15 protein-coding genes are annotated in these 14,308 nt (G+C 69.7%); 11 read left to right on the top strand and 4 right to left on the bottom strand.

Annotated elements, in window-relative coordinates:
- The first annotated feature begins 2 nt into the window (after window positions 1-2).
- Entirely contained in the window at window positions 3-1,337 is a 1,335-nt protein-coding gene (locus tag ACT54X_RS22715; protein WP_476348764.1) for an NAD(P)/FAD-dependent oxidoreductase, read from the top strand.
- Between the two features lie 273 nt (window positions 1,338-1,610).
- On the opposite strand, the gene ACT54X_RS22720 is transcribed toward ACT54X_RS22715, so the two are convergent.
- Window positions 1,611-1,829: a hypothetical protein gene (locus ACT54X_RS22720; protein ID WP_052383800.1), complete on the bottom strand. Its 219-nt coding sequence runs from the start codon at window positions 1,827-1,829 to the stop codon at window positions 1,611-1,613.
- 346 nt (window positions 1,830-2,175) lie between these two features.
- Here ACT54X_RS22720 and ACT54X_RS22725 point away from each other — a divergent pair, with 346 nt between their 5' ends.
- The 3 genes from ACT54X_RS22725 (at window position 2,176) to ACT54X_RS22735 (ending at window position 3,109) form a co-directional block, all read left to right on the top strand.
- Window positions 2,176-2,391, top strand: a complete 216-nt coding sequence (locus tag ACT54X_RS22725) for a hypothetical protein (RefSeq protein ID WP_294368473.1) — start codon at window positions 2,176-2,178, stop codon at window positions 2,389-2,391.
- A 37-nt stretch (window positions 2,392-2,428) separates the two neighbouring features.
- On the top strand, window positions 2,429-2,701 hold the full coding sequence (gene infA / locus ACT54X_RS22730; protein WP_017760753.1) for a translation initiation factor IF-1: 273 nt from the start codon (window positions 2,429-2,431) through the stop codon (window positions 2,699-2,701).
- A 63-nt stretch (window positions 2,702-2,764) separates the two neighbouring features.
- Window positions 2,765-3,109 carry an RNA recognition motif domain-containing protein gene (locus tag ACT54X_RS22735; protein ID WP_476348767.1) on the top strand — a complete coding sequence of 115 codons (345 nt, stop codon included), beginning with the start codon at window positions 2,765-2,767 and terminating at the stop codon, window positions 3,107-3,109.
- A 135-nt stretch (window positions 3,110-3,244) separates the two neighbouring features.
- Here the strand turns inward: ACT54X_RS22735 and ACT54X_RS22740 are convergent, their stop codons facing one another.
- The 3 genes from ACT54X_RS22740 to ACT54X_RS22750 all read right to left on the bottom strand — a co-directional run bounded on the left by ACT54X_RS22740 (window position 3,245) and on the right by ACT54X_RS22750 (window position 7,966).
- The gene (locus ACT54X_RS22740) at window positions 3,245-4,945 is read right to left on the bottom strand and encodes a long-chain fatty acid--CoA ligase (protein ID WP_294368480.1); all 1,701 of its coding nucleotides are present in this window, start codon (window positions 4,943-4,945) and stop codon (window positions 3,245-3,247) included.
- Between the two features lie 85 nt (window positions 4,946-5,030).
- Window positions 5,031-6,809 (bottom strand): PAS-domain containing protein, encoded by a 1,779-nt coding sequence (locus ACT54X_RS22745; protein WP_294368483.1) that lies wholly within the window; start codon window positions 6,807-6,809, stop codon window positions 5,031-5,033.
- A 239-nt stretch (window positions 6,810-7,048) separates the two neighbouring features.
- Window positions 7,049-7,966, bottom strand: a complete 918-nt coding sequence (locus ACT54X_RS22750) for a LysR family transcriptional regulator (RefSeq protein WP_294368485.1) — start codon at window positions 7,964-7,966, stop codon at window positions 7,049-7,051.
- A gap of 135 nt (window positions 7,967-8,101) precedes the next feature.
- On the opposite strand from ACT54X_RS22750, the gene ACT54X_RS22755 reads away from it, so the two are divergent.
- The 7 genes from ACT54X_RS22755 (at window position 8,102) to ACT54X_RS22785 (ending at window position 14,303) form a co-directional block, all read left to right on the top strand.
- Window positions 8,102-8,773, top strand: a complete 672-nt coding sequence (locus ACT54X_RS22755) for an orotate phosphoribosyltransferase (RefSeq protein ID WP_294368488.1) — start codon at window positions 8,102-8,104, stop codon at window positions 8,771-8,773.
- Window positions 8,770-10,056 carry a hydantoinase/carbamoylase family amidase gene (locus ACT54X_RS22760; RefSeq protein ID WP_294368490.1) on the top strand — a complete coding sequence of 429 codons (1,287 nt, stop codon included), beginning with the start codon at window positions 8,770-8,772 and terminating at the stop codon, window positions 10,054-10,056. Before ACT54X_RS22755 ends, ACT54X_RS22760 begins: the two co-directional genes overlap by 4 nt.
- Entirely contained in the window at window positions 10,053-10,916 is an 864-nt protein-coding gene (locus ACT54X_RS22765) for a dihydroorotate dehydrogenase electron transfer subunit (RefSeq protein WP_476348770.1), read from the top strand. The genes ACT54X_RS22760 and ACT54X_RS22765 overlap by 4 nt, the downstream gene beginning before the upstream one ends.
- Window positions 10,909-11,859, top strand: coding sequence for a dihydroorotate dehydrogenase (locus tag ACT54X_RS22770; protein ID WP_354319969.1), 951 nt, complete (start codon window positions 10,909-10,911; stop codon window positions 11,857-11,859). Before ACT54X_RS22765 ends, ACT54X_RS22770 begins: the two co-directional genes overlap by 8 nt.
- A gap of 112 nt (window positions 11,860-11,971) precedes the next feature.
- The gene (locus ACT54X_RS22775) at window positions 11,972-12,811 is read left to right on the top strand and encodes a GntR family transcriptional regulator (RefSeq protein ID WP_476348772.1); all 840 of its coding nucleotides are present in this window, start codon (window positions 11,972-11,974) and stop codon (window positions 12,809-12,811) included.
- The gene (locus ACT54X_RS22780) at window positions 12,808-13,596 is read left to right on the top strand and encodes a transporter substrate-binding domain-containing protein (RefSeq protein ID WP_294368498.1); all 789 of its coding nucleotides are present in this window, start codon (window positions 12,808-12,810) and stop codon (window positions 13,594-13,596) included. Before ACT54X_RS22775 ends, ACT54X_RS22780 begins: the two co-directional genes overlap by 4 nt.
- Window positions 13,597-13,649: 53 nt before the next feature.
- Window positions 13,650-14,303 (top strand): amino acid ABC transporter permease, encoded by a 654-nt coding sequence (locus ACT54X_RS22785; protein WP_294368501.1) that lies wholly within the window; start codon window positions 13,650-13,652, stop codon window positions 14,301-14,303.
- Window positions 14,304-14,308: the final 5 nt, after the last annotated feature.

Genomic DNA, 14,308 nt, shown 5'->3' on the forward strand with positions numbered 1-14,308 from the left:
CGATGCCCTCTGCACAAAGCACCCCTGCCCTTCCACGCGTGGTGATCGTCGGCTGCGGCTTCGGCGGACTCGAGGCTGCGCGCACCCTGCGCGGCAAGCCGCTGGACATCGTGGTGATCGAGAAGACCAACCATCACCTTTTCCAGCCCTTGCTCTACCAGGTGGCCACGGCGGGGCTTGCCGCCCCGTCCATCGCGGCCCCATCGCGCTGGCTGTTCCGCAAGCAGCCGAATGTGACCACCCTGCTCGGCGAGGTCGGCGGCATCGATGCAGCGGCGAAGTGCGTGCACCTCACCAATGGCCATGCCGTTCCCTACGACCATCTCATCGTGGCGGCAGGGGCCACCCACAGTTACTTCGGCCATGACGAATGGGCCGCCGACGCGCCGGGACTCAAGACCCTGGCCGATGCCTTCGAGATCCGGCGTCGGGTGCTGACGGCCTTCGAGCTGGCCGAACTGGAGGAAGACCCCGAGCGTCGACGCGCGCTGCTCACCTTCGTGGTGATCGGCGGCGGCCCCACCGGTGTCGAGATGGCCGGCACCCTGGCCGAGATCGCACGTCACACGCTGGCGGGCGAGTTCCGCCGCATCGTGCCTTCGACCGCGGAGGTGCTGCTGGTCGAAGGCAGCAGCCGCGTGCTCCAGGCCATGCCCGAGGGCCTGAGCGAACGGGCCCGGCAGCAACTCGAGAAGCTGGGCGTGAAGGTGCGGCTCAATGCGATGGTCACGCGCATCGATGCCCACGGGCTGGAGGTGCGCGAAGGCGGCAGCGAAGGCGAGGTCGTCCGCATCGACAGCCGCTGCGTGATCTGGGCCGCCGGCGTGGCCGCATCGCCCCTGGGGCGTCTGCTGGGCGAGGCCACCGGCGCCGAATGCGACCGCGCAGGGCGGATCCGCGTGCAGGCCGACCTGAGCCTGCCGGGCCACCCGGAGATCAGCGTGGTGGGCGATCTGGCGGCGGCGATGAGCCATGTGCCGGAACAGGCGCCCCGCCCCGTGCCGGGCGTCTCACCGGCCGCCAAGCAGATGGGACGCACCGCTGCCCGCAACATCCTTGCCCGTCAGGCCGGACGTCCCCCGCAGGCCTTCCGCTACAAGGACTGGGGCAGCCTGGCCACCATCGGCCGCAACGCGGCAGTGGCCGATGTGCCCACGCCCTTCGGCGCGCTGCGCTTTTCGGGCTATCCGGCCTGGCTGTTCTGGTTGTTCGTGCACGTCTATTTCCTGATCGGCTTTCGCAATCGGCTGATCGTGCTGATGGATTGGGCCAGCGCCTACTGGACGTTCCGCCGCAATGCCCGAGTGGTGCCCGAGGTACGGGCCGGCCGGGACTGAGAGGCCCGATGCGCCCCGTCCGACTGCTCAGATAAGCAGCAATCCAAGGAAACACACCGCAACAATGGGGTTTGGCGACGCCGCCACCACCTTATCCCCAACGTTTTCCACAGAAAAACTGGATAGCCGCCATAACCATCATTTCTGACACCCCTGTGTCACTGGCGCGCATTGCTGCGCACCGCCCTGCGCGGCCTTTCTGCCCCCGGGGCGAAGGCGACAAACTGCCGTGAAAGGCAGTACTGACGCGGCGGGCGCGCTGCGCCGAAGACGCTAGTCCTCTCTCAGCTTCTGCTGCCTGCAGATGTTGGAGCCCGTGGTCGTCAGTTGGAGGGATCCACCCATCCATTCCAGCCAGGACAAGGCCACCAGATCGTCGATCGTCGCTTCATCGATCTCGCCGGCACGCCGGCGTTGCAGAAGGTTGGCCACCCGCGGAAGCTCGATGCGCAGTGCATCCTGCCGAGGTCTAGAAAGCGAGGCAGTGTTCATTCGTGCCCTTCCAAGCGTCGATGACACAGCGTAACACCCGCCGTGGCCGCCGGAGGGGATTTTTGAGCAGAGTCAGCCGTGATCGGCTATACTCCGTCGATTGGCCGGGGCGTACTCGCCGCCCCCGCCCTTGATTGGCACCGCGCAGCTTCCCGGGCTGCCCAGGCTTCGGTCCCAAAATTCTGGCCGGACGCCCATCTTCTTCGGCGAGTTCATCGCCCGTCCGCATCACCCTTTCTTGCGGGCTGGATCCACCCCTCAGGGTTTCACTTTTCTGCGCATGGCAGCCTTCGGCTTGCCACCCAGCGCAGGTCCGCGCCGGACGCGGATCACGAACTTCGATTTCATGCAGAACATTCCCGCCCAATCGTTGGGCCGCTACCTCATCACACCGCTGACGCGGCTGACCGACACCGGCCAGTACGCCGCGTCCGTCTCCATCCGCCGCGGCATGCACGACCGGATCTTCCGGTTCATCCCGCGATTCGACAGCGCCGCCAACGCCGAGCGCTATGCCCTCGCCCAGGGCCAGCACTTCGTGCTGAACAACCAGCTGGCCTGATACAGGCCGACCGACCCCATCACTGACAAGGAGCTTCGTGGCCAAGGAAGAACTGATCGAAATGCAAGGCAAGGTGGAAGAAGTCCTGCCGGACTCCCGCTTTCGCGTCACGCTCGACAACGGGCACACCCTCATCTGCTACACGGGCGGAAAGATGCGCAAGCACCGCATCCGCGTGCTGGCCGGCGACAAGGTCTCCATCGAGATGTCGCCCTACGACCTGAACAAGGGTCGCCTCACCTTCCGCCATCTCGAGCAACGCTCGGGTGGAGCCTCTGCCGCGCCGCGCAAGCGTCCGCCGCAGCGCTGATCGCTTCCCCTTCAACCCACCTTGCCGCATCGAACTTCAAACGCGGCAGAACGAAAGAAACCCATGGAAAACAGACTCTACGTTGGCAATCTGGCCTACAGCACCCGTGACGAAAGCCTCCAGCGTCACTTCTCCGAATTCGGCCACGTCAACTCGGCCAAGGTCATGATCGACCGCGACAGCGACCGCTCCAAGGGCTTCGGCTTCGTGGAGATGGGCTCGGCCGAAGAAGCCCAGGCTGCCATCAACGGCCTCAACGGCCAGAGCATCGACGGCCGCGCCGTGACCGTGAACGTGGCCCGTCCGATGACGCCGCGCACCGGTGGCAACGGCGGCGGCGGTGATCGTCGTGGCAGCGGCGGCGGCTACGGCGGCGGTGGCGGTGGTGGCTATCGCAACTCGTACTGAAATCAGCCCTTTGCCCTGCTGGTGCATCCCACCGGCAGGTGCATGGCCTGAATGAGAACGGCCCGCTTCGCGCGGGCCGTTTTCTTTTGTGCCGCAGCGGCCGCCACGGGGCGTCCGCGTCGAGGGGCGGGATGTCTACTTCGCCCCGTCCTCCGCCTCCTGCAGCAGGCGCCACATGACCTTGCCGCTGCCGCTCTTGGGCAGCGCATCGAGGAACTGCACCTGCCGCGGCACCTTGTAGGCGGCCATGTTCTCACGGCACCAGCCGATGATGTCCTCGGCGGTGGTGCCCTTGTGCGTAGGCCGCAGCACCACCATCGCCTTGACCGACTCGCCGCGGTAGGTGTCGCGGGTGGCGATGACGCAGGCCTCCTGAATGGCTGGGTGGCGGAACATCAGCAGCTCCACCTCCGCCGGCCAGACCTTGAAGCCGCTCGCATTGATCATGCGCTTGAGGCGGTCGGTGATGAAGAAGTAGCCCTCCTCGTCCATGCGACCCATGTCGCCCGAGCGGAAGAAGCGCTTGCCCTCGAACTCGATGAAGGCCGATGCGGTCGCATCGGGTCGCTTCCAGTAGCCCTCGAAGACCTGCGGGCCATGGATGATGATCTCGCCGGACTCCCCGGGTGGCAGTTCCTGCAGCGTGTCGGGGTCGACCACGCGCGCGTCCACGCCCATGAAGGGCATGCCCAGGCATTGCTGCTTGGGATGGTCGGGCGGGTTGCTGTGCGAGGGCGCGGCCGTTTCGGTGAGCCCATAGCCTTCCTGGTAGGCCAGGCCGAACTCGTCCAGCAGCCGCTGCGCCACGGCCTGCGGCATGGCAGCCCCGCCACCGCCGATGTAGATCAGGCTGGACAGGTCGTAGTTCTTGAAGTGCGGGCTGGCCAGCAGGTCGATCACCATCGTCGGGATGTTGGTCCAGCTCGTGACCTTGCGGGTGGAGATGAGGTGCCCGGCCACGTCGCGGTCCCAGCGCGGCATGATGACCAGCGCCGCCGCCGCCAGGATGGCCGTGTGCATCATGCTGACGATGCCGGTGATGTGGAACATGGGCACCACCGCCAGCACCACGGTGTCGGCATGGGCGCAGCCCCACATCTGGCCCGAGACGGCGTTGTGCATCAGGCTGCGGTGCAGGTGGACGCAGCCCTTGGGCAGGCCGGTGGTGCCGCTGGTGTAGGGCAGCAGGGCCATGTCGTCGGCGCCCACCTCGTGCGCCGGCGCGGGCGCGTTGCGGGCCATCAAGTCGGTCCAGGCATGCACCTCGCCGCCATCGAGCCGCGGAAGTTCGTGGCGGGTGAGCAGCCAGTTCTTCCAGGCCGGCGCCATGGACGGGCCGTCCGCCGCTGCCGCATCGAAGGCATCGGTGAACTGGGTGACGACCAGGTGCGCGAGCCGTTCCCCCTCGGGCAGTGCATCGCTCGCCTTGGCCAGCTCTGGCGCCAGATCGGCCGTGGTGATGGCGACCTTGGCGTCCGGATCGCTGATGTAGTGCTTGAGCTCCTCGGCCCGGTTCATCGGGTTGACGGGCACCACCACGGCGTTGGCCCGCAGGATGGCGAAATGCGCCACCACCAGTTGCGGCGTGTTCTGCATGTCCAGCACCACGCGGTCGCCGCGGCGCACGCCCAGCGCATGCAGCGCGCCGGCCAGTGCCTCGACCTGCGCCGCCAGTTCGCGGTACGAGGTCACGCGGTCGAAGTAGACCAGCGCCGCCTTGTCGGGATAGCGCTGCGCGCTGGTGGCCAGGTTGTGCCACAGCGAGGTGGCGGGCAGCGTGATGGCGTGCGGCAGGCGTTTGGGCCAGAAGCGGTAGTGCGGGCGGTCGGCAGACATGGGTGAGGGAATGCGGTGTCGCGACAAAAGCCGCCAGCCTACGCCCCGCCCCCGGGCACACGACACCGGGAAAGCCCCTTCCGCGTCACATAGGCGACGAGTCCGCGCCCTCGCCGGTCCAGCCGCCCAACGCCCCGAACAGGCACACGCCGCCAGCGCCCCGCGCCTTGGCCAGGTACATGGCGCTGTCGGCCCGGCGGATCAGCTCGTCCGGGTCGTCGCCCACGCCGGTGGACAGCGCGATGCCCACGGACGCCTTCACCGACAGGGTCTGCGTGTCGACCTCCATCGGCTGCCCCAGCGCGAGCAGCATGCGCTCGGCCAGCGAACGCGCGGCCGAAGGCGCGTTGGTGCCGTGCTGCAGCAGCGCGAATTCGTCGCCGCCGATGCGCGCCAGCACGTCGCCCGGCCCGATCACCTCGCGCATGCGCCGGGCGGCGGTCACCAGCACCTTGTCCCCGGCCGCATGGCCGTAGCGGTCGTTGATGGGCTTGAAGTTGTCGATGTCGATGTAGTGCACGGCGAAGCCCTCGCCGCCGTGGCTGGCGGCCAGCGCGGCGCCGGCCATGTGCTCCAGGAAGACCTCGCGATTGACCAGGGAGGTCAGGCCGTCGTGGCGCGCCAGGTAGCGGATGCGCTCCTCGCTGCGGCGGCGGTCGGTGATGTCGGTGTAGGTGAGCACGGCGCCGCCGCCATCCATGGGCACGCTGTAGACCTCGATCACGCGGCCATCGGGCTGCTGGCGTTCGTAGCGGTAGGGCTGGTCGAAGGGGATCGCCTGCGGCTGCGCCGCCAGTCCGGGCGGCATGCCGCGGGCCACACGCTGGGCGAGCTGGATCGCCTGCACCTCGCGAAAGGCCGGCCGCGACGCCATCAGCTCGGGCGGCAGGTCCAGCAGTTCCACCACCCGCTTGTTGCAGACCTCCACCACGCCCTGGGGGTTGACCATGATGATGCCCTGCTCCATCCGCTCGAGCGCGGCCTCCAGCATGGTGGACTTCTGGCGCAGCAGCGTGTCGCTTTCCCAGGTGCGCCAGTTGGCCATCAACAGCTGCTGCTGCTGGCGCTTGAGCAGCGTGATGTCCACATGGGCGAAGAAGCAGGTGCCGCCGGCGCTGCGCTCGCCGATCACCCGGCTCCAGCGCGCATCGGGCAGCGGCAGCTCGAAGGGCGCGCCGGTGAAGTGCAGGTTCTCGCCCAGGATGGCCACGCCCTCGTCGAACATTGCCCGCTCCCCCTCGCGCGCCGTGGCGGACCAGGCGGCGCGAAAGACCTGCTCGAAGGTGCTGCCGATGGCCGCCTGGCGCTCGCGCAGGCCGTACATCGCCAGGAAGGGCTCGTTGACCCAGACGATGCGCTGGTCGGGCGACGTGATCATCACGCCGTCCGGCATGTGGTCCAGCAGCGCCTGGCTGTCCAGGCCGGCGATGCCCGAGGTGCCGGCGGAGCCCGACAGCTGCACGCCGCCCTCCTCGCGCCACATGCGCACCCGGCCGATGCCGGGCATGGGCAGGGACGACACCCACAGGCACCGCCCCCGGTGCTCGAAGGCGAAGGGCCGGTGCTGCGCACGGTGGCGCTGAAGGCCCTCGGCAACGAAGCGGTCGAGCTGGCCGCGCTCGTCGGACGCCAGCCTTACGCCGTAGAAGCGGCGCAGGTTGTCGCGGTACGACTCGCCGACATGCACATGGCCCTCGTGTTCCGGAAAGAAACGCAGGAAGGTGCGGTTCCAGAGCAGGCAGCGGTCCTGGTCGTCGAACAGGCACAAGCCCACCGCCAATCCGTCCAGCGCATCGGCCATCACGCGCACAGGCCCGGTCAGGTCATGGACCAGGTCAGGCTTCAGCGGGTCGTCGAGATCCATCGAAAGAGGCGTGGCGCTGGCGGTCAGGGCAAGGGCTTTCAGGGGGACATGCCTGCGGCCGGCAGACGGTCATCCGGAGTTTTCTTCTCTTATCGGCATTTCCGCGCCGTCCTGAATACATTTTGCCTCGTTCCTGACAATGTAAAACATACGTTTGCGGTATTTGAATAACTGTCGTGCCGTGGCAGCCCAAGTGCGGAACCCGCAACAGCGCGCGGCCGTCGACCGCTGCGGCTGCCTCAGACGGGGGCGACGTGATCGGCGAAGCGCTGGGCCACGGCGGGCAAGCCGTCGAAACGCTGCGCGTACAGGCGCAACTCCCGCCGAGCCCAGACATCGGTGAGCGGCACGGCGCGCAGGGGCGTGCCTTCGGCCAGCGCGCGGAAGGCGCCTTCGGGCATCACGCCGACGCCCAGTCCCGCCTCCACCATGCGGCAAAGGGCGCTCAGGCTGTCCACTTCGATGTGACGGCGCAACACACGGCGGGTGCTGCTGGCTTCCTGCGACAGCGCCGCCTGCACCGTGCTGCTGTCGCGCAGGCCCACCTGCGGCCAGTCCAGCGTGCGCGCATAGGCCACCCGCCGCAGCCGCGCCAGTGCATGGCCGCGCGGCACGACCAGCACCAGCTGCTCCTGCCGGTAGGGCCGGCTTTCCAGGCCCAGCACGTCGTCGCTGGGCCCGCACACGCCCACGTCGGCCGTCCCCTCGCGCACCGCCTGCGCCACCGCGCGGCTGGCGGCCTGGCGCAGGTCGATGCGGATGTCGGGATGGCGACGCATGAAGTCGGCCAGGTCCGCCGGCAGGAACTGCTCCACCGCCGAGGCACTGGCGCACACGCGCACGCGGCCGCGGATGCCCTGGGCGGCTTCGGCAAGATCCTCGCGCAGGTGTTCGACCGCCAGCAGGATGGCCTGCGCATGCGACAACAGCACAAGGCCCAGCGGCGTGGGCCGCACGCCCCGGGCATGGCGCACCAGCAGCGGCGCCTGGGCCAGCGACTCCAGCTCGGCGATGCGCTTGCTGGCGGCCGAGGCGACCAGTTGCGCGCGCTCGGCCGCGCGGGCGATGCTGCCCGTCTCGCACACCAGCACGAAGAGGTCGAGCGTGCCGACATCGAGCTGCCGGGCAAAGCTGCGGGGAGAAGGAGGACGGGGCATGCGGGCGTTCGGGCGTCGGGCGCGGGCCGCCCGGGGCCGAGCCATCGCGGATCGGAACGGCTCGCGGAGATTTTTGCACTTCGCCGCGCCGAGACGGCTGCCTAGGATGCGCCGCTTGCTCCTTTCTGCAAGCCCATGATCTTTTCCGAATCCGACGCCGCCTCCGTGGCCCGCGCCCTGGTCGAGGCCGACGCCGTGCGCCTGGCCGAAGGCACCCCCTTCTTCTACACCTCGGGCTGGGCCAGCCCGGTCTACGTCGATGTGCATGCCCTGCTGGCCGAACCCGCGCGTCGACGCCAGTTGCTGGACCGCATGGCCGAGGCGGTGGCGCCGCGGGTGCGCGAACAGGGCATCGGCGCCGTGGTGGGCACCGAAAGCTCGGGCATCGCGCTGGCCGCCTGGCTGGCCGAGCGCCTGTCGTTGCCCCTGCTCACGCTGCGCAAGCGGCCCATCGGCTGGGGCGTGCAGGCGCAGTTGCAGGGGCGGCTGGCTCCGGGCTGCCGCACGCTGCTGGTGGACGACGTGAGCACCGACGGCCGCTCCAAGAACGCCGCCGCGGCCGCGCTGCGCCAGACCGGCGCGCAGGTGGACGACGTGCTGGTGCTGTTCGACTACGCCATCTATCCGCAGGTGCCGCCCGCCTCGGCGCCGGTGGCGCTGCACGCCCTGGCCTCGTGGCGCCATCTGCACGCGGCCCTCCAGCAGGCGGGCTGCCTCGACGACGCCGCGCTGAAGATGCTGGCCGAATTCAGCGCCGCCCCCATCGAATGGTCGGTGGCCCACGGCGGCACGGGGGTGGCGGCATGACGCCCTTCGATCTTCTGGACCGAATCGGCCAGGCCACCCATGACGGCCTCGGCATCACCCGCGAAAGCTATGGCGACGGCGAAAGCGCCGCGCTGACGCTGCTGACGCAGGAGGCCGAAGCAATGGGCTTGGCCGCCGAGACCGACCGCGCCGGCAACCTGTGGCTGCGCATCGCGGCCGACCGTCGGGACGAACCGGCCGTGGTCATCGGCTCGCACGTCGACTCGGTGCCGCAGGGCGGCAACTACGACGGCCTGGCCGGCGTGGTGGCCGGCATCGCGGTGCTGCAGGCGCTGGCGGCCGACTGGCAAAGCCTTCCGCCGCTGCGCGTGCTGGCGCTGCGCGGCGAGGAAAGCGCCTGGTACGGCCGCGCCTATGTCGGCTCCCTGGCGCTGCTGGGCCGCCTGCCCGCCTCGGCGCTGGCGCTGCGCCATCGCACGGGCACCGGCACGCTGGGCGAGGCCCTGGCCCGCTGCGGCGCCGACGTGGCGGCCATCGCACGCGGCGAGCTGCTGCTGCCGGCGCCCGTCGCCGCCTACCTGGAACTGCACATCGAGCAGGGCCCGGTGATGGTGGCCCGCGGCTGGCCGGTGGCGGCCGTCACCGGCATCCGCGGCAACCTGCGCCACAACCGCGTGCGCTGCCTGGGCGAGACCGGCCACTCGGGCGCCGTGCCGCGCTGGCTTCGCCACGACGCGGTGCTGGCCGTGGCCCAGCTGCTGGCCCGCATGGACGAGCACTGGCGCGTGCTGCTGCAGATGGGCATGGACCTGGTGATGACCGCCGGCATCTTCACCACCCCTGCCGCCTCGCATGCGGTGTCGGTGATCCCGGGCGAGGTGCAATTCAGCTTCGAGGTGCGCAGCCAGGATGCCGAGACGCTGCGCCGCTTCCATGCGCTGTTGAAGCAGGAATGCGAGACGGTGGCCGCGGAGCGCGGCGTGCGCTTCGAATTCGACGAGCCTGTCGCCAGCGCGCCCGCCACGATGGACGAGGGCTGGATCCGCCGCTTCGAATCGGCCGGCGCCGCGCTCGGCCAGCCGCTGGAGCGCCTGCCCAGCGGCGCCGGCCACGACGCCGCCGTGTTCGCCGCCGCCGGCATTCCTTCGGCCATGCTCTTCGTGCGCAACGCGCACGGCTCGCACAACCCGCACGAGGCCCTTGCGCGCGAAGACCTGGATGCCGGCATCGCCGTGCTGCGCGAAGCCGTGGCCTCGCTGCGGGCCGACCTGCCGGTCGGCGCGCTCGCCCCTGCCCCCCTTACCGCAGAGGCCGCGCCATGAACTGCACCGTTGTCGACGATCTGCCCGCCACCTGCGCCACGGCCGCCCCGGCCCGGGTGGCCAGCCACCGCTGCCGCGTGACGGCCCACCAGGCGGTCAACGCGCGCTACCGCTACCTGCGTCTGCAGGCCGAGGTGGACCTGGTCAGCGCCACGCGGCCCGGCCAGTTCTATCAACTGCGCTGCCCGCAGACGAGCGCCCTGCAGCCCTTCCTGCTGCGGCCGATGAGCGTGTACGGCACGGGGCCGGAAGCCGGCACGGTCGAATTCCTCTATGCCGTCGCGGGCACCGGCACGCAGGCGCTGGCCACGCTGGGCGAGGGCCAGTCGATGGAGATCGTCGGTCCGCTGGGCCAGGGATTCACGCTTGATACGGAGGCCCGGCGCATGGTGCTGGTGGCCCGCGGCGTGGGCCTGGCCACCATGGCGCCGCTGGTGCGGCAGGCCGCGCAGGCTGGCGTTGCCATCGACGTGCTGCTCTCCGCCCGCAGCCCGGCCGATGCGATGGCCCGTGAGCTGCTGCGCGGCGCACCGGCCACGGTGCATGCCGTCTTCGACAGCGATGGCAGCTCCGCCGTGGACCGCGTCGAACCGCTGCTGGCCGGCCTGCTGACCGCGGGCTGCGACGCCGTCTACACCTGCGGCTCCGAGCGACTGGCGCTGCTCCTGCGCCGGCTGCTGCAGCCGCATCCGCAGGTCCGGGCCGAGGTGGCGCTGGAGCAGCGCATGGCCTGCGGCATGGGCGTGTGCCTGTCCTGCGTGCGGCCCTTCGAGCAGGACGGCCGCGTCGCCCTGCAGCGCGTCTGCCGCGAGGGCCCGGTGTTTCCGTTGCGCGAGATGGTGGGAGGCTGGCATGGCTGATCTCTCGGTGCGCATCGGCAGCCTGGCGCTGCGCAACCCGGTGATGCCGGCTTCCGGCTGCTTCGCCGTCGAGTACCAGGAAGCGCTGGACCTGGGCGCCCTCGGTGCCCTGGTGATCAAGAGCGTCACGCCCAGGACGCGCGTGGGCAACCCGACGCCCCGCGTGGCCGAGGTGCAGGGCGGCCTGCTCAACTCCATCGGCATCCCCAGCAAGGGGCTGGACGCCTTCGTGCGCGACGTGCTGCCGGCCTACCAGGGCTTCGGCACGCCGGTGGTGGTCTCGCTGTCGGCCGATACGGTGGCCGAGTTCGCGGCGGCCGTGCAGGTGTTGTCGAGGCCCGGCGTGGCCGCCATCGAGGCCAACATCTCCTGCCCCAACCTGGAGGCCGACGGCCTGGCCTTCGCCATGAGTGCGCGCAGCACGCACGACGCCATCGCCGCCATGCGGCGCGCCACCGGCCTGCCGCTGTGGGCCAAGCTGACGCCCAACGCAGGCGACGTGTCCGCCATCGCCCGCGCCGCCGAAGCGGCCGGCGCCGACGCGGTGGTGATGGGCAACACGGCGCTGGGCATGGCCATCGACGTGCACACCCGCCGCCCGCGGCTGGGCAATGGCATGGGCGGACTGTCGGGGCCGGCGCTCAAGCCGGTCACGCTGCGCATGACCTACCAATGCGCGCGGGCGGTGCGCATCCCGGTCATCGGCTGCGGCGGCATCGCCACGGCCGAGGACGCCGTCGAATACCTGCTGGCCGGCGCCACCGCCATCCAGGTGGGCACGGCCTCCTTCATCGATCCCGCCGCGATGCAGCGCATCGTGGCCGGGCTCCACGATTACTGCGCCGCACACGGCGTGGCGCGGGCGGCCGAGCTGACCGGGGCCGTCCAGATGGAAGGCGAGGAACAACGCAGTTGGCGGGCGCAGGCCGCCGCCTGGGCCTAACGCCGCCGCCGCACTCCAAGCGTGCGGCCCTCGCATGGCCGTGGTGCACGCCAGGGCGGTTCATCCCAGGAATGAACCACATTCGTGCGCCATGCTTGCATACCAGATTGGCATGCTTCGTGCTCGCCATCCGCGCATGGCGATCTCGTCCACCGACATCAGCAACCGCATCGTCGAGGCGGTCCTGGCCCAGAAATTGGCGCCCGGCTCCCGCCTGGGCGAGCAGGAGTTGGCGCTGCTCTTCGACTGCAGCCGCACCATCGTGCGCGAGGCGCTCACCCGCCTGGCGGCGCGCGGCATCGTCACGGTGAGCGCCCGCCGCGGCTGGTACCTGATCGAGCCCTCGCAGGACGAGGCGCGCGAGGCCTTCGAGGCCCGCCGCGTGATCGAGACCGGCCTGATCCGCCAGAGCGCCAGCGGCGTGCGCAAGGAGGCCCTCAAGCGCCTCAAGCTGCACCTGCAGCAGGAAAAGGCCGCCCTGCGGCAGGACGACATCGGCAAGCGCAGCTACCTGCTGGGCGACTTCCACGTCTGCCTGGCCGACTGCCTGGGCAACTCGCTGCTGGCCGACACCCTGCGCGACTACACCGCCCGCACCACGCTGATCGCGATGCGCTACCAGTCCACCCACGATGCCGAGCAGTCCTGCGAGGACCACGTGCGCATCGTCGAGGCCCTGGAGCGCGGCGCCATCGCCGAGGCCGAGGCACTGATGGCCGAACACATCGGCACGGTGCAGGCGGCGCTGAGCGTCTCCACCGCGCCCGACCCGCTGGCGCGACTGCGCGAAGCCCTGGCGCCCGTGCGGGCGGGCGGCGCCAACCCCGACACCGCCCCCTCGGCACAGCTTTTGCGAACCACCCCGTCCAAGGCTGCTGCGCGCAAGCGCGGCGCCGCCGGCGGCCCCGATTCCTCCGACGACTCCTCCACCTACCTGGGAAAGCTCCTATGACGCCCTCCAAACGCCTCTTCACCCTCGGCCTGGCCGCTGCCGCACTGTTCGCCGGTGCCGCGCATGCCCAAAGCGCGCTGGACAACGTGCTCAAGTCCAAGACGCTGAAGGTGGCCATTCCCACCGACTACCCGCCCTACGGCTTCGTCGGCACCGACATGGCGCCCCAGGGCCTGGACATCGACATGGCCAAGCTGATCGCCTCGAAGATGGGCGTCAAGCTCGAACTGGTGCCCGTGACCAGCGCCAACCGCATCCCCTACCTGCAGACCAAGAAGGCCGACCTGGTCATCAGCACGCTGGGCAAGAACGCCGAGCGCGAGAAGGTCATCGACTTCAGCTCGGCCTATGCGCCCTTCTTCCAGGGCGTGTTCGCCAAGAAGACGATGGCCGTCAAGGACTTCAAGGACCTCACCGGCAAGACCGTGGCCGTGACCCGCGGCGCCATGGAAGACCAGGAGCTGAACAAGGTCGCCCCGAGCGGCGTGGACTACCGCCGCTTCGAGGACAACAACGCCACCGTCGCCGCCTACGTGGCCGGCCAGACGCAGGTGATCGCCATGAGCGGCGCCGTGGCCGCCGAGATGATCCGCAAGAACCCGCAGATCAACACCGAGTTCAAGCTGCTGCTCAAGGACAGCCCCTGCTTCGTGGGCATCGCCAAGGGCGAGGACGCGCTCAAGGCCAAGGTCAACGAGATCATCGCCAACGCGAAGAAGGACGGCACGCTGGACAAGATGTCGAAGCAGTGGCTGGGCAAAGCCGCTGGCGACCTGCCGGTCTGATAGCACCCCCATTGCTTGATCGCGTCCTGTAGCCGTATTGCCCGAGACCTCCCATGACCTTCGACTTCTGGGCCATCCTTTCGGAATGGCCGCTGCTCCTCAAGGGGGTGGCGTGGACCCTCGGGCTCACGGCCATCGCCACCGTGATCGGCATGGCGCTGGGCATCGGCTGCGCCTGGGCGCGGGCCTGGGGGCCGGGCTGGCTGCGCTGGGTGGTGGGCACCTATGTGGAGCTGATCCGCAACACGCCCTTCATCGTGCAGCTGTTCTTCATCTTCTTCGGACTGCCGGCCGCAGGGGTGAAGCTCACGCCCGAGGTGGCGTCGATCATCGCCATGGTGCTCAACCTCGGCGCCTATGCCACCGAGATCATCCGCGCCGGCGTGGAGGCCACGCCCAAGGGCCAGATCGAGGCCGCCGCCAGCCTGGCGCTGACGCGGGCCCAGACCTTCGTGCGCGTGGTGCTGCCGCCCGCCATGAAGAAGGTGTGGCCGGCCATGGTCAGCCAGATCATCATCGTGATGCTGGGCTCGGCGGTGTGCGGCCAGATCTCGGTCGAGGAGCTGAGCTACGCCGCCAACCTCATCCAGAGCCGCAACTTCCGCGCCTTCGAGGCCTTCATCGTCGCCACGGTCATCTACCTGCTGCTGGCCATCGGCGCACGGCGCCTGTTCAACTGGGCCGGCCCCCGGTTCTTCGGCCGCTGAAGGAG

The sequence above is a fragment of the Pseudacidovorax sp. DMC4 genome (assembly GCF_056314265.1).